This is a genomic window from Saccharicrinis aurantiacus, from assembly GCF_001660705.2.
In the GTDB taxonomy this organism is placed as follows: domain Bacteria; phylum Bacteroidota; class Bacteroidia; order Bacteroidales; family Marinilabiliaceae; genus Saccharicrinis; species Saccharicrinis aurantiacus.
In genome coordinates, this window is record NZ_LYBV02000002.1 from 136616 (window position 1) to 161122 (window position 24507).

The following is a 24507-nucleotide window of genomic DNA, read 5'->3' on the forward strand; positions in this document are numbered from 1 at the left end:
CTATAGGGGTTTAGTTATTCCATTTATTATCAAACGAAAATTCATTAATTAGTATTTCCTCGGGCGATATAATAAGTGAGGTGGTTAACCCACCGCCGATAGAATCAACATTTCTATCAAAGTTTATACAATAAGCATCCATAAACTCAACCTTTAAAGGCGCACTCTGGCTTTGTAATCTAAACTCCACCGAGCCACTTTTTTTCAGGCTCGTTTTAACAGCCCAATTATAAATGCTCTCGGGTAAACTTTGTTTAAACGATAAATTCATTCTACCGCCTCTAACAATACTTTGCGGTTCTCCTTTATCATCACAAGCCTGACTAAACGATATCTTAAAATCCGAAAGTTCGTACTCGCTATTATCTAATATAAGCCAAACATCTATGTTGGCATCATCTTGTATTAAATTGTGCATGGGTTTAGTTTTTTAGGTTTGCCCAACGGTTTTCGTGAGCTGTCGATTCAAAAATAATTTTACGAGCCTGCAATACAAATTCACAAGCCGTATAGCCATGTGTTTTTTTAATGTGCTTAATTTTTAAGTCAACACAAGCCGCATCCTCAAAATAAATTTTCTCAATAGGCGTATCATTCGCATCGCAAATAACAATAGCGCCATTGCGTAAATCGTTTGATTTGAGCATCCATTCTAGTAGCTCGTTAGGCGGAACATTACCGTAGTTAATTTCTATACTTCCGCCTCTCACCTCGGTTTGAGCTTGTCCTTTTTGGTCAATCCCTTGTCCAAAACTATAACGGCACGATACCAGTTCGTAGCCTCCCGTGTACAGTCCACTTATACTTCCATCAGTTAATTCGCCTATGCGTAAAAAGCTTTTATGTCCAAACATAAAATAAACAGAATTAGGTTAGTAATTTGATAATTTAATGTTGCAAAGTATATAAAAAAATATTGGATAATAAAATATACTGTTAACTAATATTTCAATATTAAAAAGTAAGTGTCGCAAACCCTTTATTAGGTAAGCAATGTGTGGGTGTGTTGTTTATTAATAACTTGAATAAAAGTAATAATCGTAATTTTCAAAATAAATTATTAAATTCAATGTGTATTAATTTAAAATAATTTACCAAAATGGCACTTAATCGAAATTACAATTACAAAGATGTTGATATGTTAATGGCATCAAAAACAATTACAAAATCATTTACTACAAACCTTCCTGAATTATCAACTATTCGTACTAATTGGACAGAGGAATATGCCCTTCAATTAGACACTCAAATTGATGATGCAATCGATAATCAATTAGGCGTAGATAAAAAGAAAGAATTACGCAATGCAACAGGCAACCTGCAAGCCATTCAACTCCCTGCTATGCGCGATTTAAGTTTCTTAAAAACCCAACTCGAAGTCGATTTCTCCCACGACAAACCCAAACTTAACGAAATGCTAAACACCCTAGGATTTAGCAAGCACCTAAAACAAGTACAAAAAAAAGATCAAGAAGCATTAATTGCATTACTCTATCATTTTAAGCAAAACCTTAGCGACGAATTAAGAAGCGTAATTATATCAAAAGGTATAAATCCAGCGCTGTTAGATCGCGTAATCGGATATGCCGGCAATCTTAAGCAAGCCAACGTTTCGCAAGAAACATTAAAAACAGAAACAAAATCAGTATCCAAAGATATTACACTAACCTTTAATACAATTTATAACGAAATCATTGGCATCTGTAAAATAGCATCCAACTATTATCAATACGATGAACTAAAGAAAGATCAATTCACCTTTGCTAAGGTAATAGCAAATATGAATGCAGCCCGTAAAATTAGCGAGCCCGTAAATTAAATAGCTTTAAACCGTATTATGTATTAGAATATCGCAATGAGCATTAAAAATACAATAAAACAAAAACTTATAGAGACGAGGCATAGCACCGCTATGGTGAGTTGGTAAAAGTTAATCGTTTTGTTCTGAAGTAGTTTTAGTGCGCAATAGATAAGTTAATGCATATTGCAGGTTAAGCAACATAGGAGTAGCTTATTCATAAATAGGACTAAGTTTCATCATCATAGGAGCATTTCTTCATAAGATTTGCTCCTATTTTATTTAGATAGGATATCGTTTTGTGCACATTTATTTAAGTTTTGATAACTACTAAATGCATGAGGAACACATTAATATCAATTTTCACAAAATAGGACTAAATTTTGATCAGATAGGAGCAGGATTGAAGAAGATAGGACAATGTTTTGATAAGATAGGAGCAAGGCGTTAATACATCTTTTTGTAAAATGGGCAGCGTACAATAATATGGCATAAAGCATACGTGTTTATAGTAATTAGAAATTATGTAAGTTGTTTGAATTTCGCCAAAATTTTTATTTATGTTCAGAAACAATTAAGTTTAAACACAAATAAAAATGCTGGCTTTGTGGTGTTTGGGTTATTTTGGTTTTTCAAATCGCTTATAGCTTAATCAACCCAACGTCAGAAAACACACAATAACACCCATATAAACATTCTGATTAATTGATATGAATACAGAGCAACTCGTAAAAGAATATGGGATAAAAATTTCGAGATTATCACATCGGATGATTTGGAATAATGAGTTGGCGGAGGAAGCATCTCAAGAAGTATGGTATGAAGTTTTAAAAAGTCTTGACACTTTTAAAGGAAACTCAAGTATTTCAACATGGATTTATTCTATTGCGAAAAGAACCATTTTAAGATATTCTCAAAAGGAGAGGATTCTGAAATCATCAGAGATAGATTCTCATTTCAATTTAGAAAGTATTGATTATAATGGTTCTGAAAATAACGAAAAAGAATGGGTAAAGGAGCAGTGTGATTATTGCCTAACAGCATTTTGCCATTGTTTAACAAATAAGGCCCGAATGATTTTTTTATTCCGAGATATTGCCGAGTTAAGGGATTCAGAAATTGCACAAATAATGGACTTGAAAGCAGAGAATATTCGGCAAATTGCATCACGTTCTCGCGAGAAAGTGAAAAACTTCATGCAAAAAGATTGCATACTGTTTAATTCACATGCCAAATGTAGGTGCAGAATCCGTAAGCATGTTGAGTCCGTAGGGCTTGATGAAGAATATAAGAAACTTTCAAATGCTGCGCGACTTGTTGATATTTATAAAAAGTTTGATAAAGAATTGCCCCGTAAAAATTATTGGGAAAAAATAATTTGAGAAGTTGTCACAGCATAGTGTTTTTCTCCACTAAACAAGTATATGTTTAATTTTAAATTGGAGAAAAATGAAAAAAGCAATAATTAAATCAGAAGGGAATAACTATTCAGCAATTGAAATAGGAAAGCTACAAAACCTAGCCGAATATTCGTTTCCACACCCAAAATTAAAACAAGATGTTCCGGGTAAGTTGTTTGTTGGCGAAACACTAAAAACCACCGGAACTGAGGTTTCCTTTCAAGTAATGCCAGCAAATTCGGATATTCCATTTTTGCATAGTCATTTAAATCAAGAAGAGCTTTATGTTTTTATAAAAGGAGAAGGACAGTTTCAAGTTGACAACGACCTTTTTGATATTCAAGAAGGCACAATAATTAGGGTTGCACCTAAAGGGAAACGAACTTGGAGAAACAATTCTGATGATATAATGATTCTAATGGTTATTCAAGCAAAGGCAAATACTTTAGAAAATTACAATGTACTTGATGGGTTTGGAGTAAAAGGAGAGATTTTAAAATGATTGATAAGAAATAAATAAGAACGATGCCCAGGCAATACATAATAGTAATGTGAGAACGTATCATCTATCCAAGTTTGCCATTTTTAAGCCCTACCAAATTTAAATCTGACTCGGCCTTTAAAGTTTGATAGATTTTCAGCCCATTGCTAGTGCAGTGCTTCGAAAACCCGTACTGCACTTGTATGTGGCCGTTATAAACCAACTCAAACAATAGTTTAAAATAACATTAGAAACATTATGGTATCAATGCCTATGGTGGGGAGGGTAGAAGGCCATTACAAGTAGTTTTTAACTTATCATTTTGGCCAGTCTTATTTAATTTGATTACAAATTGAGTTTATAAAACAAAACATAATATAGTTTTTGCTACTTTCATGCACAAAATAAACCCTAGTTATAAGCTTATATTGACACCCTTGGTGAGTATACAGAACATACGGTAGAATGATATACGCATATGGTGGGGGATAGTTAGGCACGAGCAAGAAAGACCCAAAATGAAAACTATACTAAAGGCTATTTTAGTAACTTTGCTTTATATCATTGGCATTGAGCTTATAGGTTCTTGGTCTCTGATAAAGAAAATAAATGGATTAGAAATCTTAGACAGATATTATTTCTTAATTCAAGGAACTTTGCAATTAATCGCAGTTTCTATTTTTATTTTTTTTATAAAAGAGCGGACTTTTAAAAATCTAATTAAAGAAACTCAAAGACAATGGTATTTACTTGCTCTGATATTGGGCATTTCATTTGTTTTTATACAAACTCCTTTAAATTGGATATACAATTTTATGTTTGGAACAGAATACTATATTGCATATAGATTTGATGGTTTGCCAAAGTTCAGGGATATAAATATAGTTTCTGCTATTCTAATGATTCCTATAGCAGAAGAGTTGTTTTTCAGAGAGTATGTCCAGAATAATTTACAGAAAAAAACGAGTGTTATATTTGCTGTTTTATTAGCGTCTTTATTGTTTGCTTCAGTTCATTTACCTTATATGAATTTGATATTTGACTCATTTATACAAGATTGGCATTTATTTTATATAACATTTTTTGGAGGTATAATATCTGGAATTCTCTATTTTCGATCTAAGTCAATTGGCGTGTCTATTATATTTCATATGTCTTGGAATATATTTAGTTATATAGTCTAAAATGAAAAGCAACCAACACAATAAAAAGCTTTGGCTCGGATAGATTTAAGAAGTGGATTATCCTTTAATTTCCAGGCTATTCATCCAAGTGGCCGTTGTACACCAATCTAAATAATTTAAAATAACATGAGAAACTTAGTATTATTAATTTCAATTCTAACAATATCTAGTTGTAATATTGAAAATAAGAAAAAGGTAGATGAAATTGTAAAATCTACTTTAGATGTGAAGCAGATATCTAAAGGAAATAGTAAGCCTAAAATAGACATTACAAACGACGAGATGGATGTTTTTCTTGTAGCGTTACATTATAATATACCAGTAAGCGAGATTGCTAATACACTTAAATGGGATGAAGAAAAAACAAAATATAATATTAGTATACTAATTGAGAATGGCCTGCTTCAGAAACAAGATGATAAACTGGTTCCTGGCCTAGGTATTTTTACATTAGAAAGGGGCCGTTTATTAACAGAAAAGTGTTCTTTACTAGCTAAGGAAATAGCTGATAGTATAAAAGGGAAAATACCTGATTTAGTAAAGCTTCATGATAACAGTGATATATCAAAAGTGTATAGTTTTTACGATTTATCCTTTTTCTACTTAAGTGATGTACTTTTAGATGTAGGACAAATTAATAATGTTGAAAAAAGATTTCTACGAAAGGAAAGACCATTGCGTAACGGGAGTAGATACTATTTAGCTATTCTTGAAAAAGAGAATGAAAGCATTGAGGAAGCTTATGGTATTTATGGAAATCAAGTAATTGTAAGAAATGACTCTACCCTTATTTCAGTATATGGAAATACAAGGACTGACCAACATAAAGGATGGAAAAATTATAAAGAAAAGGTGGTTCACTCATTTAGTAAAAATGATTTCAATACAGTTGTGTATGAAATGCCAAAAGTATTTTTACCTACGCTGGTTCAGATTTTAGAAAAGCATAAACTTGATTTTGAAAAAGTATATAAAGAATTAGCCTTTGATAAAGAGATTACATTTGAAGAGTTTTTTATTTGGTGGTATCATATTATTTATACCGAAACTACAGATGTTTTGATGGAGCAGAATGTGATAAAAAGGCCTCAAGATGGCCTGTTTTATTATAAAATGAGTATGTGAAAATAATCGGACCATAACACGGTATCAGTAATAATATTAGGCAATGCGCTAAGGATAGGTTCGTTGAATAGAAATTGGTGTTTCAATAAAAAATTGTGTACAAGTAAATCGCAGCTATAGTTATACCAAAAATTGGGGCAGCTTACTTTTGTGGTGATAACCTTAATTTGACACACCCTTTAAAGTTTGATAGTTACCTGTAAAATCGTAGTTTTGCGTGCTCTGTAATTAAATGCAGTGGTGGCTTCATTTCGGCATTAATCACAAAGGTGCTTTAGCCAATAAAAATCAAAATACATTTACTTTGCGCGAAGAAATAAAAAGTACAAGATCAAAATGTTACATATGTATGAGGCCTTCGAGCTCATGTATTTGCAAACACACCAATCCTATCCAAACTAATACTCGTTTTATAATACTGATGCACCCCAAGGAGTACAAGTACGAAAAAAACGGAACGGGTCGTATGACGAAGCTTCAACTTGAGAATTCGGAGATTATAGTGGGTGTTGATTTTACCGAGAATAAGCGTGTAAATGAAATACTGAATAACAAAGCCAATTCCTCTTTTTTGCTTTATCCAGGAAAAGAGAATTTCAATTTATCCTTAAGAAATGGTGCTGAAATAAATTCGTTTATGGGTACTAATCCATGCATATTTGTTTTAGATGGCACATGGCCCTGTGCCCGTAAAATGCTTAAACTAAGTACCAACTTGCAACAACTACAAAGGGTGAGTTTCGATAATGAAATTAAATCGAAGTTTATTATTAAGCAGCAACCCGAATCGCTTTGTCTTAGTACCATCGAGTCGGTGCATACGGTGTTAAACCTACTTAACAAAGGCGAATTGGAGCAATGTGAGACCGAGGGTTTCCTTTTGCCTTTTGAAAAAATGCTCGAATACCAAGTGGAGTGCATTCTAAACCCACACAATAATTCCTATCGTCCGAGTACCAAAAAAGTGATTGTTACTAAGGATATGTATAAAAAGGATACGAATAGGAATATTATTTTCGAAAAAGAATAAGGCCTAATACCAATACTACATTAAAATGAGCCTTATTCTTTCGTTCTTTTTAACTTATCCATCGTTAAAAAATATCGCCGTAGCTAGGGATATGCCTCAATTTTTTGCCTTGCCTAAGTCAAAAATATACAAAACAATTTAAGCCTCACTTTAAAATAGAATTGGTATAAAAAAGAGGGTATCACCCGATACCCTCAAATATTATCAGCTAAAAGCTAAAACAGCTCTTTATACATACAAACAGTGGTAAGCCACTTGCATTTCAGCCTTTACTTTAAATTTTACATCCTTTTCAACAATAAAGGTTTCGCCTTTATTAAAGGTTTTCCATTCCGTTTCGCCAGGTAGTTGTACCAATAAAGTACCACTAGTAACAGTCATGTGCTCAATGGTAGCAGTACCAAATTCGTACTCGCCAATTTCCATTACACCAATGGTCGCATTACCCTCTGCATTCTCTAGAGCTATTGATTTTACAGTTCCGTTAAAATACTCGTTTACTTGTAACATGTTCGTCTTTATATTATAGTTAATTATAGGTTATTTAATATTGCACTTCATCCTAACACCTAAAAGCTAATACCTAGCACCTAACAACTAAAAGCTAGCAGCTAACCCCTAAATGCAAACCCCTAACACCTAAAAGCTAATACCTAACTCAATCCTCGTTTAAAATTAAACGTAGTAGAAGGTTGTAGCTGTTCCGATGCCTTAAACTTCTTAAATAATTTAGTAGGCAAATGCTTCGAAGGAGCTTCGGTTCTCAAATCAAATAAGAATCGGAAAAAGCCTTCTTTTTTTAGTGTATTTGCATACTGAAAAAGCGCCACTGGTGTTTTAGAGTAAACAGAAGTCATACCATTACGGATATAGCGTTTAAACTCCTTATTGGTATTGTCGCTAAACTCATCATCGGCATTATTAACCTCAACAGGCATGCGCGCAAAAAATAGTTCGGGGTTACTATACATGGGCATAATACCATCGCGCGATGTACTTTTTTGTAAGTTCTCAAAGTCGCTTTCAACCGGGTAGGTCACATTCTCCACCTTAAAGGTTTTAACGCCTCTAATGGCCGCATCGTTGTATACGTATACACGCTCGTTGGTAATGGCCTTACATCCTTTAGGTAATAACTCAAGCTGCGAAAGATGACTCAATACAAATTGCTTCATACCTTTTTTAGCCAACCAATTAATATCTTGTATCAGCTCTTGTAAATGGTTTTCGGCCACAAAACCTGGTAGCTCAATGTAAAAGCGGTGAAGGTTCTTTTTAAAGAATGGACTATCGAGCGGAATGTTACGGTAGTCTTTTTTAGAGATGTCTAACCAAATACCAGTATACTCATCCACCCTAAGTTTACGCAACCACTCTAGGTTATCAACGCGCACATAAAACTCAGGTTTACTGCTTTGTTTGTTCTTTATTTTTATATCCTGACGGACTTTTTGTTTCACACTTCCGTTCAGTGGTTTTACATTCAAATGCTTTAAGCTCTCAAATTTGCTAGGGAAGTTTTTAGAAGGTAATCCCACCAAGTACACATCGTCGTTTTTACGAATGTTTTTCTCTGTGAATATCTCGTAGGTAGAGTGGTCTTTCTCAAAATCCTTTACCTTAACATTGGTTGAGTCGCCCGTTTTATTCACCAAACGCAACTGCTGTCCGCGTTCCATATCATGATTAGTTTGTATAAAGAAACTATCATTACCCAGCTTGCGCACCTTGCTTAAGAAAATACCGTTGCTAGTGTTTTCAGAGATAGACCCTTTAACTTTACCACCCATGAAATAGTCGGTTTTTTCTCTACCAAAATCCCATTTCAATAATTCTTCAGCCTCGGCCATATCAGCCGGGTTGTCAATTACTTTACGGTAGGCCTGAGCCACACGGTATACATAGGCCGCCGATTTCATGCGACCTTCAATTTTGAGTGAGGCCACCTTCATGTCGGTAAAATCAGGAACCAACTTAATTTGCTGATTATCCTTTAACGAAAAAATAGCATGTCCCTTACCATCGTCGTTAAAAACCCTACGACAAGGCTGTGTACATTGCCCTCGGTTGGCGCCTTTACCACCCAAATAGCTACTGAATAAGCAAAGTCCTGAGAACGAATAACACAATGCACCGTGCACAAATATCTCAACCTCACACTGTGTTTTTTTCATAATCAGTTTTAACTCAGGGTGGGTGAGTTCGCGCGCCATAATAACCCTATCAATTCCGGCTTTTTTAGAGAAGTTAGCTCCCGCCGAGTTATGGTTGGCCATTTGCGTACTGGCATGAACCACCAAATTAGGGAAATACTTTTTAGCCAGATACCAAATACCCCAATCCTGAATAATTACCGCGCTAATTGTGGTTTGCGATAAAAAGTGTAGGAATTCGAGCAATTCAGGAATCTCATGATTTTTAATTACCGTATTGAGCGTTACGTATATGCGCACATTGTTTTCTTTAGCAATGTGGAGCATGGTAATTAACTGCGGATTAGAGAAATTAGTGGCTCTTTTACGAGCATTAAATTGCTTTAGTCCTAAAAAAATAGCATCAGCACCACCTTCTACTGCTGCATGAAACGACTCAATATTCCCCGCTGGGATTAATAATTCTGGCTTAAAACTCATGTTCTGATTTTACTTATTCGGGCACAAAAATAACCTTAATTAATGATTGTTTAGGCATGATGGTCTTAATATATGCTAAAAGAGCAATGTTTAGAAGTGATGAGTTATAAATGATAAGTTATAAATAACAGTAAGACGTAAAGCTTGCTGTCGTTTATCATTTATAACTTATCATTTATCGCTTATAAAAATCCTTTAAGTTTATAAACCCCAATACCAACCCATTCTCTGAATAAGCGTTCCCATAGCGCCAAGGCACTAGCCGAAGGCGTTAAAACATCAGCAAAAGTTGGTGGTATTAAGCTTTGTAAGGCATCTGTAGTATAGGGTTCAACACGGATGCCTTCTTTAGTAAAGCATCCCATGGCGCGTTTCATATGAAAACCCGAAGTAACCAAAAGGTATTTGCCATTTTCAGCACCAATGGCTTCGAGCATTTTTTTGGTTTCCACTGCATTTTCGTGCGTATTGCGCGATTCCCATTCCACCAATGTACTGTCTTCAGCGATATCTAACTTTTTCAAGTAATCCTTAATAAATAAGCCCTCTTGTTTCTCTTTTACAATAATACTTGCTGATCCTCCTGTAAAGATAAATTTATCGGCCTTGCCTTTTTTATAGAGTTCAACAGCCTGAAATAAACGATCGGCACTCTGGTAAAATTGAATTCTATTGCTCTCGGTCTGAAAACCCGAAAATCCGCCAAGTACAATAATTCCATCGTAATGCTCAATTGCATCGGGGTTTGTTAGTGCTCCTTCCCATGCTTTTGCCGCGTGATGGAATAGGTTTTTGTTAGAAAAAATTAATAGTATCGTTATGGCAGCGTAAAGTAAGACTTTACGTTTTTTGTAATTTCTAAAAATAAGGTAACACAATAGTAGCACAGTAATCCACCAAATAGGAGAGAGGATAAAGGATAGGACTTTAGATAGAATAAAAAACATTTATTTGCGATTTGTTTTGTTAGGGCTCGAATATACAAACAGTTTCTTATATATTTATAGTAGGATTTTTTGATAACCCATTCAATATTTAGTTATGCACTTTAAAGAATTAATGAAAACCAGATATTCCGTTCGCGAGTATCATGAAAATAAAGTAACCCGCCCATTATTAAAAGAAGTGATTAATGCTGCAAGGCTTGCTCCATCGGCCGCCAATAAACAACCTTGGAAGTTTGTGGTGATAGATGAGGATAAGGTATTGAACGACTTAAGGGATGCTTACGATAGAGATTGGTTTAAGGTGGTACCATGTGTTATTGCCGTTTTTGGCGACCATAGTACAGGGTGGAAACGCTCGTATGATAAAAAAGACCATACCGATATTGATGTGGCAATAGCGATTGATCATATGACTTTAATGGCTACTGAATTGGGCTTGGGAACTTGCTGGATTTGTCATTTTAAGGCCGATAAAATAAAGCGTTATTTAAAAGTGCCCCACCAATGGGAGCCCATAGCGCTGATCACTATCGGTTATCCCGTGGATATCAAACCTCCTGAAAAGAAACGTAAAGCGATTGAAGAGGTAATGTTTTATAACGAGTTTAAATAAAGAATGCATCTTTAGATAAGAGATAACAGACTTTACACTAATTTTTAAAAGATATAAACAGAAAAGCCAAAGGAGAATTGTAATAAGATTCTCCTTTGGCTTTTTGTTTTGTGATATATGTGAAGTGTTCGCTACTAACTAACAGCTACTAGCTACCAGCTAACAACTAATACCTTATCTATCTAAAGCTAATACCAACCCCACCAGTAATCGCACTGTATTCTCCGGTTGTATACTCAGCATGTAAAGCAAAAATACCTAATCGGATGCGCATACCAGCATTAAAATCGAAGGTGCTGGTAGTAAAGTTTTGTGTTATCGGATCAGTAACAGTTTCACCATTAACAACAAAATCACCAATAACGTTAAAATCGCTATTGCTATTTCCATATCCTAGCCCAGTATAAAAGCATACTACCGGAAAGTTAGCCCCAACCAATAATCGGGCAGTATAGGCATTAGACTGCACATCTAAATCTCCATCTGATTCTTCAAACTCAACACCAGTAACTGCATTAAGCGTTGTGTATGCTGCCAATACCGACATGTTTAAAAAAGGAACGTGCTTTACGCCGGGTATATATTCTTTTATTTCCTTTTGAACGCCTAATCCCCATAATGAGAACTTACCATAGTCATCAAGATCTAACTCCGTTGTAAACCTACCTTTTAATTCAAAACCATAAGGCAAACCAAGGCCTAAGGTAATCATGGGGGTTACCATATAGTCTAAATCAGCACCATCGGGCATTGATATTTCAGTTCCGAAAGGATCACTCTGTGATACCAACTTAGGCCTATTATCCATTTGTCCCATCACTGTAGGAGAAATAGAATTACTGGGATCAGCCAATTTAAACTCGTTTAATTGCGATTCGTAATCTGCCACATTAAATGTTTTCGATTTATTGCTAGTTGGCATATAGGCCCCGGTTACGGTAATATCAAAACCGAAGGTTTTATGTGTTTTTGCCGAGGTATACCACCCTGCATTTAGTCCGGCCCCTAACATATTAGCCATTGGCGCTAAATAAGGGTTGGCTAAGGTATTGGCATCCTCTGTTCCCAAGCTTAAGAAGTCACCGATACTTTTGTTGCCAAACTGTGCGTAAGTAGTGCTTGTTAGTAGGATTAGTGCTAAAACAAGTTTTGCTTTTTTCATTTCTTATGGTAGTTAATGTGTTTAAGTTTTATTGTTGGGTTTTTTTAGCTTAAGAGTACCGCTATATTTAGGGTTGGGTTTGTTCTTTTGCCAGTCTAACTGAGATGCGCTCATCACCTTTGTAAGCCACTACAAAACCCTTTTTAATTTCATTACCTATTAGCGCACTTGCTTCATCATAGGTATTAAATTTACCCACACTGTATTTATATGAGCTCTCTGTTTTGTGTTCAAGTATTTTTAAAGATCCACTGTATAAATTGTCTTTCTGCAGTTGATTTAATTGCGTGGGTGAGGCGCTAATTTGTACCGTAAAGTATATGCCATTTTCATTTGGTTTCACCTCCTCAGTATCCTCAATAATAGCTATGGGGGCAACAATTGCTGCTGCTACGGTATTTTCTTCAGTTACTATAGGTTCAATTATTTCTGATATGGCAGCTGTATCTTCTGCCATTACTAAAGTGTCGGCTTCAATAGTTGCCGGTATTGAATCTATTGCTATCGGGGTTTCAACAATAGTGGCTTCTTGCGGTATCGGAATCAGTATTTTATTGAGGTGCTTAGTGGCATCTTCTTGAATATTATTGGCCATAAACAATAACTCAACACTCTCTTCTAGTTTATCTTCATTAGCCAACTGACGACGCCACTTTTTACCTTTTTTGTAGGCGTCTTTTGCCTTTTTTAATTGATCTTTATTATCCGCCACATTCCCTTCTTTCAGGTTGCGTTTAACGGCTTTTTCGTATGCGCTATATTTTTTATTATATCCTTCTTTATAGTATGATGCAGATAAGATGGTTTTACTGTTGGCTTTCTTTTCAAGACGTTTTATTTTTCTTCTTGATTTACCATCCGCTTTAGCCGTTTCAACTTTCTCGGTTAACGGATCTGCCTTGGCGGCAATAGCTTCGGCCTTGCTGATTTTCTTTTCGGCTTTAGCTATTCTTTTTTCATCTTTTGTTGATAAAAGTTCACTTTTTTGGGCATGGGCAAAATGGATGGTAAGTGCGCAAAGGATTCCTAATAGGAAAGTTTTTTTTAGCATATTATTGTTGACTAATTAGAGTGTGCGATTTAAGCTACTTTAACGGTCAGTCTTCCGTTTTGTTACAGTATACAACGCGTAAGTCAATTATTTTATCCTGATAAGGAATTAAGAGTGGATAAATTAGGAATGGATGTACTGATTTAAATGGATTTATAGGTAAACAAAAAAGCACCCTTTGTAACAATTATAAAACTGTTATAAAAGATGCTTAATATATTGCATTAGTATCTGAAATATTTATTTGTAATAAATTCTTAGGCCTTTTTTAGGTCTGGCACCTTTTGCTTTTGACGCTTATTAATGGTGTAAATTAAATTGCCACTTAATTTGTTTTCATATCTACCCAACCAAAAATGTAGACCTAATACAAGCATAACACCCATGGCAGCCCCTGTAAATACATCCATAAAGAAATGTTGTAATAAATACATTCGTGATACTGCCACTAGAATTGCCATAACACAGGTTAGTGCACCAATTCCTTTCCTGTGCGATGTCATTGCTATAATAATAGCTCCAGCAAAAGCGGTTAGGGTATGCCCTGATGGAAAAGAGCCATGCGAATGAAACTGAACGCCTTCCATAATGTGAGGAAATAAATCGATATCATAAACCTTGGTTGGCCGTTTATAAGAGGTGAATAATACCTGTTTAAATAAGTAAACAAGAATACCTGATCCGATAAGACTGGCTGCTATTAATATCGTATAGTAATATCTGATAAATAAAAATACTACGGCAAGTATTGCCAATGCACCTCCAAGTCCAATATCTGTATATAATTTAAAGAATTCATCTAATGTTGTATTGGCTACAGAATTCAGATTAAAAACAAGTTCACCTTTGTTATAGGATAAAAGAAGAATAGAACCAACCAATAGAAAGATTGCGAAAACGGCAAGAAATTCTTTTACCCCTTTGCTGTTTAAAGTTGAAAATTTAGCGCTTTTTACCATAATATATTATTGAAAGTATAATATTGCAAAACAAGTGCTTTTAGGTAATTGGTAATTTATATCAGCATTAAGAAACAGTTATTTTGAATGCAATATTAACTGTAATGTTATACCAATATTATTGACTGAAAAGTGTAGTATTAAGCTAATGGTATTTTAACTATTTCTTATTGAATATTGTGACTGTGATAAGCCTCGGGTAAGTAATTTTCTTTCAAATGGGATAGTTTCCATAAAAATAGGTTTACTCTTTTTCTATTGTTTCGATGTATCGGAATAATTTGAGGTAATGATACCTGTGTATACCTCGAAATTAAATCCTCTGGCAGTTCAGAATAATGATGCGAGGTGCTTATGAAATATGCATCAGAACCACTCTGTATCTGGCCACGTGTTTGATTAATTTTAATGTATTGATGGAGGTGGTTCGGGTTTCCCACTACGTATAAATCTATATTATTTCGATGAGCGAAGTAGTAATCAATATGTGCTGCCGGAAACCAATTATGCGTGTAAATATTAGTTTTTATAGTTCCTCCTGTTTCTATATAATCAGAGAGAGTATTTTCTAGTTCTCTCCAAACACTTATATCCGCAGTAAAGTCTTTTTTACCAAATCTTGTTTCACTAATTTCATTATTGGGGAATAGCTTTCCCGATTCAACTTGAACTAAAGTAATTATAAATACCAATAAGAATATTGATTGCGCAATGATGACCGAATTAGAAAAAAATCTAGGTCTTTTTATGGCTACGGTTTCCTGAATAGCATAGATACTAACTAGTATGAGGGCAAAATAAGCAGGGCCGCTCCAGTGTGGTAGGGTTTTATTATATGCCGATAAAAAAATAGTAACCAAGGGAAGAGGTAAGCCTACGCACAGTAAAAATGCAATTGGTTTTGTAATAATATTTCGGTGTTTCCAAAGGGTAACTAACCCAATTATAATGAGAACAAAATTGACTGGGTTATTGTAGAATATTTGTCCGAATAGTTCAGGTCCAAAATTCTCAAAATTTGCCCATATACTATCGCTTCCTACTCTATTGGTATGGTAATTAATACCCGAAAATTCGCTATTGAAATTCCAGATTATAACGGGCGAAAATAATATGGCTGATAAAAGCCCTGAAACATACAAGATGGGAGAAAGAAAAGCTTTACGATTGTATACAATAAAGTATATAAATGCCGCAAACCATAAAAATATGGCCTGATATTTTGATAGTAGCGCAAAGCCCACACAAATTCCAAATGTTATTATAAATTGATTTTTATTGGTGTTGATATATTTGACCATTTGGTTTATGGCCAATAACCAAAACAAAACTAAGGGGGTGTCAGGTAATATAAATACGCCAGCTATAACCGAACTGTAGAATGAACTACTTAAGAGAAAAGTAGAAATAATACCTAGCTTTTTGTTTCCTATGTAAATGGCCGTTTTATATACAATCCAAAGGTTTAAACTACCTATGATCAACGATCCTAGCCTTACGAATATCGGATTGTTGAAAAAGTACATATTAAAGGTTGATAATCTAATTAGCCATCCAACCATTGGTGGGTGATCAAAGTAGCTCCAATCAGGAAATAAAGCATAATTTGTATAATATACCTCGTCATTTCCTAAATCAGTATAAAAAGCAATTATGAATCGTAAAATGAAATTCGCAGATAGTATCCACAGAATAATTCTGTTATTATGTGAGAAGTGATTTGTGTTTGGTTTTTTAGGTGATCTCATTGTGTTATTTTATTCAGTGCCTAAAACTATGTATTAATGTATAGTTTTCATCTACAGGTACTAAAAAATAACTATTTGATGATATTTCTTTTACAATGAGGAACTAACTATTATCATGAAAAATATATACTAAAAAGAATACTTTCGCTTTTTAAAATTTTTCGAAGTTATTTAATGTTGTCTGTAAATTTCGAGAGTGACATATTGGTTTTCAGTAACAAAGCTTAATTTTTATTGCATAGCCATAGCTACGGAATAAAAATTAGCTGAAGGTAATGCAATCAAGATGTTACTCGCAGTTTTTCAGCACGACTTTAAACAACTTCTTTATCAAAAAAACTATTTTTATCCTATGCAGAAACTAAATTTAGTATTTAGTTGTTTAATTTGCACACTATTACAAATGAGTTGTAGCAATAACAAAAACAATATGAACAGCAATCCATTACTTTCAGAGTTTAAAACAGTACATCAAACTCCGCCTTTTCAGTTGATTGAAGAGGAACATTATATTCCTGCTTTTACTGAGGCTATTAAAGAGGCAAAGGAAGATGTTGACAAGATTATTTCTAATTCAGAAGCGCCAACTTTTGAAAATACCATTCTTGCAATGGAGTATGCTGGTGAGAATTTAAGCAGAATTGCCAATATTTTCTTCAATATTAATTCAGCCAATACCAACGATAATATTCAAAATATAGCGTCTGAGGTTTCTCCAATGCTAACGGCGCATTCAAATGATATTTGGTTAAACGAAGCGCTTTTTGCCAAGGTAAAAGCTGTATTCGACGCCAAAGAGGAAAACAATTACAATCAAGAGCAACTTAAATTAATTGAAGATACCTATAAAGGTTTTGTTAAACGAGGTGCTTTATTAACGGGTGAGGAGAAAGAGCGTTACCGCGAGATTACCACGGAGCTATCAAAACTAACACTTACTTTCGGACAAAACGTATTGGCAGAAACCAATGCTTACGAATTACATATTACCGATGAAAAGGAGCTAGCAGGTTTGCCAGATGCGATTATTGCAGCAGCAGCAGCCGATGCAAAAGCTAAAGAAAAAGAAGGTTGGGTAATTACATTGCAATTCCCGAGTTATGTGCCTTTTATGAAGTATGCTGATAATAGAGCGTTACGTAAGGAGCTTTATATGGCTTACTCAATGCGTGCTAACAAAGGAAACGATCATGATAATAACGATGTTGTAAAGCAAATTGTAAACCTTAGACTTGAAAAAGCTCAATTATTTGGTTTTAAAAGTCACGCAGCATATGTACTTGAAGATAGAATGGCACAAACACCTGAAAAGGTAAATGCTTTTCTAGAGGAACTATTGGATAAATCGCTTCCTTTTGCAAAAGAAGAAGTAAAAGAGGTAGAAACTTATGCCAACGCACATGGTTTAAAAGGTAAATTACAGCGATGGGATTTTGCTTACTATTCAGAGAAATTAAAAAATGAGAAGTTTAGCATCACCGACGAAATGACTAAACCATATTTTCAGCTTGAAAAAGTTGAAGAAGGTATCTTTGGTTTAGCCAATACATTATTTGGTTTAACATTTAAAGCTAATGCTGATATTACTCCATATCACGAAGAAGCTAAAGCATATGAGGTATTTGATGCACAAGGCAAATTTATTTCTGTTTTGTATTTAGATTTCTTTCCGCGCGAGAGTAAAAGAGGAGGGGCTTGGATGACCAATTATCGCGAGCAGTTTGTTCAAGATGGTACAGATGTTCGTCCGTTTGTTTCGTTGGTCTGTAACTTTAGCCGTCCAACAGAGGATACACCATCTTTATTAACGTATCAAGAAGTGCGTACTTTCCTTCACGAGTTTGGTCATGGTTTACATGGTATGTTAAGTAAGTGTACCTATGTAAGTCAAAGTGGTACCAATGTTTACCGCGATTTTGTTGAACTTCCATCGCAGATTCTTGAAAACTGGGGAACTGAAAAAGAATGGTTAAAGCAAGTAGGGAAACATTACCAAACAGGAGAAACAATTCCTGATGATTTAGTGGCTAAAATTATGGAGTCGGCTAATTTCCAAAGCGGTTATCAAAGTGTTCGTCAGTTATCATTTGGTATGGACGATATGGCATGGCATAGTTTAGAAAATGCTTTTGAAGGTGATGTTAATACATTTGAGGATGAGGCAATGGCACCAACAGAGTTATTTCCGGCAGTTGAAGGAACTTGCTTTAGTACTGCTTTCTCACATATATTTGCAGGTGGTTATGCCGCAGGATACTATGGCTATAAGTGGGCCGAAGTATTAGATGCTGATGCCTTTAGCGTATTTAAAGAGAATGGTATTTTTGATCAAGCAACAGCGGATTCGTTTAGAAAGAACATCCTTGAAAAAGGGGGAACACAGCATCCTATGGATTTATATGTTGCCTTTAGAGGACAAGAACCAACTAATGATGCATTGCTAATTAGAGAAGGTTTGGTAAAATAGGCTATCTATAGTATAATATAAAGTAGAGCTGTTCGTTTAAAAATGAACAGCTCTTTTTTTTAACAAAAAAAAAGTAATAGTGAAGGTAAATATGTATATTGGCGCACTTTTTGTTAAAAAGTGTTACTAGGATAAAAAATAAACTTATTAGGATGATAAAGATGAAAAATTATTGGGGAGTATTTTTAATTGCATTTACGGTTTTAATGAGTTCGTGTCAGGAGGATGAGGAATTCATTAATACCTATACAAACTACGGAAATGTATATGTGAATAGCGACGAAAGCATTCTTGTTGATGTTGATGGATTTATGCTTTTGCAATTCTCAGAAGAGAGTATGATTGAGTTTGGAGATGATATTGAGCACGGACAAAGAATTGTTGTTAATTACGAAGTTGAAGAAACTATTGCTGAGAATACTTATAGCATTAAGGTTTTAGGTATGGCAGATGTTGATAGAAAAAAACTTGATGTACATTCTGATAGTGATACTGCTACAATTGTGCATACGTTAGTTTATGAATCTCCTATGGGGATTGTTGTTTCAGGGACTAATGTGAATATGCAAGTTCAGTACCTTAAAGACCACGAAGAAAATGAACTTCAGTTAATTTATAAGCCTTCGATGCAAGAAGAGGGTAAAGATGTTAAGTTGGTTTTAGTTAACGTTTTTGAAGGTGAGGAATTAGAGGAAGAGGATAAAACCACTGGGTTTGACATTACTACCTTTGATATTGGTGAAATAACTAGCTTGTATACGCCAAATAGAGAAGGAGATAGCGAAAATATTTATTTTGAGATTATAATTAATCCTAACAGCTATAGCGAAAGTACCTTCGGAAATTTATATGTTCCAGCTATGTAAAAATAGGTAAATATAAAATAGAAAGAGCTTGCCTTTTAAGGTCAAGCTCTTTTTTTGTAGTTAGAAATTCGAAGTTTTATTCAATTACTTCTTAGTAGTTTGCAACTGTTTAGCCATTGCAGCACCAATTAAACTTTCAAGCGGGGTGCCGCCTTTAGAGTTACCACCCATAATCATTGTTTCTGGGAAAGTGATTTTTGCTATCTCTGCAGCTACCCTTACATCACGATCAAGTTCCATTTGAAGTTTCACTTCAGGAGTAATACCAGCAGTTACCTTTTTCGAGATTTCGTAAGCCTCGGCATCAGCCGTTACTTTTTGCTTCATTGCGTTTAAGCGTTCTGTTTCTAAGGCGATGGCTGCAAGTTTCTTATTGGTTTCTTCTTGCTTTAATTTGGTTTCAATGGCAATAAGGGCCTTCACCTGTTCCTTTTCTTGGTTAACACGCTCTTCAGCTTTATCGCGCTCCCCTTGGGCAACAATACGTTGTTGTTCGGCCTTGGCTGTTTCAATCATTTGTTGTTCAAGCTGGCGTTTTGCCGATTCATCGCGTTGCGCTTCTAAGCGTTGTTTAAAGGTAGCTTCAAGGTCAATTTTATCAACTATTACCTGAGATACAATAATATTGTTTTCTGATAATTCGTGAGGTATACGTTTAGGAATTCCATTTTTTAGAATCTTTTCAACAATATAGCTGGTTTGTATCTCCTTAATAGTACGCGCGGTTTTAATTTCTTCAATCTGATTAAAAATGGTATCCTTAACCTCAATTTTATTTACGGCATAAGTTCCTCCTTTTAATTGCTCCTCAAAAGTTTGTCGGAACGATTGAGCTTCACCTGAGATATAATTTTGCGCAGCAAACATATAACCCGTGTTCGTTAATTGTTCTCTAACGGTAGGAATTATGGTGTTGTTTACCAAGTTACTCATAGTACGATACTTAACTGCAAGCCCAATAAACGATTCGTTATCTGTAGGCAGTTGAAAGCGTAATGATACATGGCCAAGAGCAGTAACCTGATCGATAAAACGAATTGGAATAGGACTCATTACGCCTTCTAGTTCATCAATATCTGATTCGGTTGCTTTACTTACTACCTTAACATCAATGTACTTCTGCCATTTGTCTATTTTAGCAAAGCCACGCCACTTAATACCTTGCTCCATAACAGCGCTCATTTTACCAGTTGGCGATACCAGTAGGTAGTTAAATCCACGATCGGCAAAAAAGAATAACGACTTGGTCAATAGTAAGAATATACCTATCCCGAATAGGAAATACGAGTGACTCTTTTTAATGCTTTTTAAGATGCTTGGGAAGTTACTGTTGGTTTTGTTTAGCGCCGAAATAATAAGCGCAATTAGTCCGATGATAATGGCGAAAACGCCAAAAATGTAGTCATAATAATATGATTTAAGTTTAAGATTACAATGCTCGAGGCAATGTGTTTTTTACTATATCGGCTTAAGCCGATGATTAATTATGTATGCAAAGTAGCGGTTAAAAATGAGTTGTTAAACTTTTACAAAAAACATTTATGTAAGGGTATTGTGCACTTGTGCAGAGGGGTAAAACAGTTTTGAAATAGGCTTCTGCACGTATGAAAAAGGGTATGTCAGTTTTAAAAATAAGTTATGCATATATGAAAAAGGGTGTTTTAATTTTGAAATAGCCTTAGGTACATCTGCCGAAGGGTATTACAGTTTTGAATCAGCCTGATGCACGGGTGCAGAGGCATTGTGCATTTTTGAAATGGTGAAAAAATTAAAACGAGCTCATCAGTAGAGCTCGTTTACTCAGTTTTAATAGGTGTCAACTAAAGTATCAAGTTGTTTATAGGTTGAGATTAAATTATCGCTAGGCGACATCATTATTAATCCGAAAAGCATGGCATATAAACCATTCACAGATTTACGTAGCGATGGAGCTATTGATGAGGCCGAATTAATGGCACTATTCGATGTGGTTTTAGCGTTATAATCGCGGTTGGCTATTTTAAATGCTTGGTTGGCATCATTCACTTTAGGTATCCATCGTGTAATACCAGTGTTCGATAATGAAGTAATATCAATCTGTGCCACATCGCTTAAAAGATTATCAATGGCTGCCGTTTCAGCATTTAAAGGTAAGCGAGTAACCTCAATACCATATTTATCTACAACTTTGTTTAGTTGCTTTAGGGTTTCTAAAACTTCAGCATCAGAATGATCAAAAAGGAGTTCGTTTCTCACACTTTTAATAAACCCTTTGGTTAATCTATCACGTTTCCAATCCGTATTTTTTTTATCAACGGCGGTAAGCGATTCTTTAAGCATCCCTTCTTTAAAAGGCTCCAGTACATTATTTACCTTTTCAATGGCAGCGCTGAGTTCCGGAATGGTTTCGCATAGTTTAACAGATTCTTCGGTAATGGTTTGCAGATGGTTTAAACTTAGGCGAGGCAATACAATAAGTTCCATAGTAAATTAAAAATTTTAAGGTTATTTTGTTTAATGCGACTAATATCTTAAACATATTACATAATTCAAAAAATGGATAAATATTATGGCTTAGATGATTCAGATTTATGATTAATGCATATTTTTTACGGATGAAGATGTTTATAATTGGTATAGAAATCTTGAGTATATTATCAATTCTAACAGTTTTATATCAGAAGCGGTTTATTCTTTGTGAATAAATAAAAATCATTACTTTAGCGCCCTTAAATATTAATAATATAACACTTACCTATCCCATTTATATGTAATTGTAATATTATTTAATCTATGAAGTTTGTTTTACAAACAATCTTACTAACCACCCTTTTTATTATTGTTTCTGATAAGCTGTCGTCACAAGTTAGCAAAACTGATAGCCTAAAATATGCTATTTCAATTGCGGATGAAGATACTCTTAAAGTAGAATTATACAGAGAAATGGCTCAGCACCTTACCTATAATTCATCTGATGAGGCTATAGAATATTATAAAAAATCTCTTGACTTAGCTACAGAGTTAAATGATATCACAGGCATTGTTAATGCATCAGTAGGCTTAAGTCAAATTTATTCAATGAATGGAGAGTATAAGCAGTCGCTTGCCATACTTGATGATGCTACAAGTTTATCAGAAGGAAACTCAAGTCTGCTTGCTTTATGCCATAGTAATATTGCTGTTGATTATTACAATTTGGGTTACGAGAAACTCTTTGTTGATCATACTCAAATTGCCAGAAAGTATAACGAAGAGGCCAATGATAGTGTAGCGCTCAGCTATAATTTTAATAATATAGGATCTTATTATTTAGAGGTTAATAAAAATGATAGTGCAATTATTTATTTGAATAAAGCGCTTACTTATATAGATGGTAAAACCGATAAATTATATGGATATATATATGATGGCCTTGGTACAGCCGAAAAAAACCAAAAGAATTACAGTAAGGCATTATTTCATTACAAAAGAGCAAAGGCCTTTTTTGAGGAAGAACCTTCAGAGTATGAGGTGATAAAACAGCTGCATATGATTGCCGAAGTAGAGTATGAAAGCGGAAGAATTTCATCAGCCTTTAGTTCCGCTAAAGAAGCTTTACAACGATCGGAAAAGCTTGGTAATTATAAGCTTTTAAAAGAAAGTAGTGCTCTTCTCAGTAGTCTTTGTGAGCAAAATGGGTATTACCGCCGGTCACTCCTTTATGCGAGAAAAGAAAGGGCTTATATTGATAGCCTAGATTTAAAAAATAATACGGAGTTAATAGATGCCTTGGGCACCAAGCATGCACTTGAACTGAATAAGCGTAATTTGCAGATCAGTGAAGAAATGAATAACCAGTTGTGGAAGCAACAGCAGTTTTTAATAGGTTTTAGTGTGTTAATAGTTCTGCTGCTATGTATGGTAGCAATTGGTTTTTATAAAAAGAATAAAGAGCATAATGTTAACCGTAACTTACTCATTGAACTTGATAAGTTAAACGATTCGATGCGTAAAATATTAGGTATAATTGGCCACGATTTGCGCGATTCGATAGGTAATCTGAAGAACTTTACACAATTAATGCATCATAAATTACTTGACAATGAATCAATAGATGGCTTATTAAAAAAGTTTGTACCTATGGTTAATTCCACACATAATTTATTGGAGAATTTATTGTTGTGGTCGCAAAATAATACTCAAGGCTTTGAGCCCACGTGTCAGGATACTAATTCATATTCCTTAATAAGCGATGCAATTAGTCATGTATCGCACCTAGCCAATACAAAGCATATTTGTATTATTAAAAAGGTAGATAATATTAATTTTTGTGGGGATAGGAATATGTTACTTACCATATTGCGTAATCTATTAAGTAACTCTATTAAGTTTTCTGATCCGGATTCTATAATTAAGATATCGTGTGCTCTAAAAGCAGATAAAATCAAATTTAGTGTTAGCGATAATGGAGTAGGAATGTCGAAATCACAGATAAATAGTATATTATCAAATGATAATCATAATTCAACCGCAGGCACTAGTGGCGAAATGGGCTCAGGCTTAGGTCTCTATTTTTGTTCTACTTTAATTGAAAAACACAGAGGATCTCTAAAAATAAAAAGTAAAAAAGGAGAGGGTAGTACTTTTTCTTTTGAAATTCCTTATAAAAGGAAAACTAAAGAATTAAAATAAATACCATTACATACTTCCACCTATTGCTTTCATTTCATATTCAATTTCTACCATATTAAACGGTTTTCTAAAGCATTTCTTTAGTGTACCTTTATCAATAGCTTCGTCAATTTCTTTATTGTTATCAAAACCAGTAAGCATATAACAATAAATTGAAGGATATTTAAGTTTTGCAGTGTTTATGAGTTCTATACCACTCATTCTAGCCATTCTAAAATCACTTACAATAACATTAATTTGTTTTTTAAACTCAGCTAATACCTCCAAAGCGTTACTGCCGCTATTAGCAGTGAAGACATTATACTTATTGCCTAAATTTATCTTGAATAATTGAAGATTAATAGGCTCATCATCTACGTAAAGTATTCCTATAGAATTATTCATATTATGTGT

Annotated in this window: 22 protein-coding genes; 10 read left to right on the forward strand and 12 right to left on the reverse strand. The window is 34.5% G+C overall.

Annotated elements, in window-relative coordinates; all coding sequences use genetic code 11:
• Positions 1-10: 10 nt before the first annotated feature.
• Both tssD (A8B35_RS01885) and tssD (A8B35_RS01890) read right to left on the reverse strand, forming a co-directional pair.
• Complete coding sequence (gene tssD / locus A8B35_RS01885; RefSeq protein ID WP_068471608.1) at positions 11-418, reverse strand: type VI secretion system tube protein TssD; 408 nt, start codon at positions 416-418, stop codon at positions 11-13.
• 4 nt (positions 419-422) lie between these two features.
• Positions 423-854: a type VI secretion system tube protein TssD gene (gene tssD / locus A8B35_RS01890; protein ID WP_068471609.1), complete on the reverse strand. Its 432-nt coding sequence runs from the start codon at positions 852-854 to the stop codon at positions 423-425.
• Positions 855-1099: 245 nt separating this feature from the next.
• Between tssD (A8B35_RS01890) and A8B35_RS01895 the strand changes: the two genes are divergently transcribed.
• The 6 genes from A8B35_RS01895 (at position 1100) to A8B35_RS01920 (ending at position 7018) form a co-directional block, all read left to right on the forward strand.
• Entirely contained in the window at positions 1100-1819 is a 720-nt protein-coding gene (locus A8B35_RS01895) for a hypothetical protein (RefSeq protein WP_068471610.1), read from the forward strand.
• A gap of 689 nt (positions 1820-2508) precedes the next feature.
• Positions 2509-3180, forward strand: a complete 672-nt coding sequence (locus A8B35_RS01900) for an RNA polymerase sigma factor (protein ID WP_068471611.1) — start codon at positions 2509-2511, stop codon at positions 3178-3180.
• 67 nt (positions 3181-3247) lie between these two features.
• Entirely contained in the window at positions 3248-3700 is a 453-nt protein-coding gene (locus A8B35_RS01905) for a cupin domain-containing protein (protein ID WP_068471612.1), read from the forward strand.
• A gap of 497 nt (positions 3701-4197) precedes the next feature.
• Positions 4198-4863, forward strand: a complete 666-nt coding sequence (locus A8B35_RS01910; RefSeq protein WP_068471613.1) for a CPBP family intramembrane glutamic endopeptidase — start codon at positions 4198-4200, stop codon at positions 4861-4863.
• A gap of 126 nt (positions 4864-4989) precedes the next feature.
• Positions 4990-5988 (forward strand): hypothetical protein, encoded by a 999-nt coding sequence (locus A8B35_RS01915; RefSeq protein ID WP_068471614.1) that lies wholly within the window; start codon positions 4990-4992, stop codon positions 5986-5988.
• Between the two features lie 232 nt (positions 5989-6220).
• Entirely contained in the window at positions 6221-7018 is a 798-nt protein-coding gene (locus A8B35_RS01920) for a tRNA-uridine aminocarboxypropyltransferase (RefSeq protein ID WP_083634268.1), read from the forward strand.
• A 228-nt stretch (positions 7019-7246) separates the two neighbouring features.
• Here A8B35_RS01920 and ppnP read toward each other — a convergent pair whose 3' ends face one another.
• The 3 genes from ppnP to A8B35_RS01935 all read right to left on the reverse strand — a co-directional run bounded on the left by ppnP (position 7247) and on the right by A8B35_RS01935 (position 10598).
• A complete protein-coding gene (ppnP, locus tag A8B35_RS01925; RefSeq protein WP_068471615.1) occupies positions 7247-7528 on the reverse strand; it encodes a pyrimidine/purine nucleoside phosphorylase in 282 nt (93 codons plus the stop codon).
• Between the two features lie 143 nt (positions 7529-7671).
• The gene (locus tag A8B35_RS01930) at positions 7672-9651 is read right to left on the reverse strand and encodes a peptidase U32 family protein (RefSeq protein ID WP_068471616.1); all 1980 of its coding nucleotides are present in this window, start codon (positions 9649-9651) and stop codon (positions 7672-7674) included.
• A 182-nt stretch (positions 9652-9833) separates the two neighbouring features.
• On the reverse strand, positions 9834-10598 hold the full coding sequence (locus A8B35_RS01935) for a YdcF family protein (RefSeq protein ID WP_068471617.1): 765 nt from the start codon (positions 10596-10598) through the stop codon (positions 9834-9836).
• A gap of 94 nt (positions 10599-10692) precedes the next feature.
• On the opposite strand from A8B35_RS01935, the gene A8B35_RS01940 reads away from it, so the two are divergent.
• A complete protein-coding gene (locus A8B35_RS01940) occupies positions 10693-11211 on the forward strand; it encodes a nitroreductase family protein (RefSeq protein WP_068471618.1) in 519 nt (172 codons plus the stop codon).
• A 178-nt stretch (positions 11212-11389) separates the two neighbouring features.
• Here the strand turns inward: A8B35_RS01940 and A8B35_RS01945 are convergent, their stop codons facing one another.
• The 4 genes from A8B35_RS01945 to A8B35_RS01960 all read right to left on the reverse strand — a co-directional run bounded on the left by A8B35_RS01945 (position 11390) and on the right by A8B35_RS01960 (position 16131).
• A complete protein-coding gene (locus A8B35_RS01945; RefSeq protein ID WP_068471619.1) occupies positions 11390-12373 on the reverse strand; it encodes a DUF6588 family protein in 984 nt (327 codons plus the stop codon).
• Positions 12374-12440: 67 nt separating this feature from the next.
• Positions 12441-13424, reverse strand: a complete 984-nt coding sequence (locus tag A8B35_RS01950; protein WP_068471620.1) for a hypothetical protein — start codon at positions 13422-13424, stop codon at positions 12441-12443.
• Positions 13425-13681: 257 nt separating this feature from the next.
• Complete coding sequence (locus A8B35_RS01955; protein ID WP_068471621.1) at positions 13682-14383, reverse strand: phosphatase PAP2 family protein; 702 nt, start codon at positions 14381-14383, stop codon at positions 13682-13684.
• A gap of 167 nt (positions 14384-14550) precedes the next feature.
• Positions 14551-16131: a glycosyltransferase family 39 protein gene (locus tag A8B35_RS01960; protein ID WP_068471622.1), complete on the reverse strand. Its 1581-nt coding sequence runs from the start codon at positions 16129-16131 to the stop codon at positions 14551-14553.
• Positions 16132-16561: 430 nt separating this feature from the next.
• On the opposite strand from A8B35_RS01960, the gene A8B35_RS01965 reads away from it, so the two are divergent.
• Both A8B35_RS01965 and A8B35_RS01970 read left to right on the forward strand, forming a co-directional pair.
• Positions 16562-18598 carry a M3 family metallopeptidase gene (locus A8B35_RS01965; RefSeq protein ID WP_083634269.1) on the forward strand — a complete coding sequence of 679 codons (2037 nt, stop codon included), beginning with the start codon at positions 16562-16564 and terminating at the stop codon, positions 18596-18598.
• A 152-nt stretch (positions 18599-18750) separates the two neighbouring features.
• Positions 18751-19464: a hypothetical protein gene (locus A8B35_RS01970; protein ID WP_068471624.1), complete on the forward strand. Its 714-nt coding sequence runs from the start codon at positions 18751-18753 to the stop codon at positions 19462-19464.
• 84 nt (positions 19465-19548) lie between these two features.
• On the opposite strand, the gene A8B35_RS01975 is transcribed toward A8B35_RS01970, so the two are convergent.
• Positions 19549-20715, reverse strand: a complete 1167-nt coding sequence (locus A8B35_RS01975) for a flotillin family protein (RefSeq protein WP_068471625.1) — start codon at positions 20713-20715, stop codon at positions 19549-19551.
• Between the two features lie 555 nt (positions 20716-21270).
• A complete protein-coding gene (locus tag A8B35_RS01980) occupies positions 21271-21927 on the reverse strand; it encodes a DUF6261 family protein (protein ID WP_068471626.1) in 657 nt (218 codons plus the stop codon).
• Between the two features lie 309 nt (positions 21928-22236).
• Between A8B35_RS01980 and A8B35_RS01985 the strand changes: the two genes are divergently transcribed.
• Complete coding sequence (locus tag A8B35_RS01985; protein WP_068471627.1) at positions 22237-24114, forward strand: tetratricopeptide repeat-containing sensor histidine kinase; 1878 nt, start codon at positions 22237-22239, stop codon at positions 24112-24114.
• Between the two features lie 6 nt (positions 24115-24120).
• Here the strand turns inward: A8B35_RS01985 and A8B35_RS01990 are convergent, their stop codons facing one another.
• Positions 24121-24498 carry a response regulator gene (locus A8B35_RS01990; RefSeq protein ID WP_068471628.1) on the reverse strand — a complete coding sequence of 126 codons (378 nt, stop codon included), beginning with the start codon at positions 24496-24498 and terminating at the stop codon, positions 24121-24123.
• Between the last annotated feature and the right edge of the window lie 9 nt (positions 24499-24507).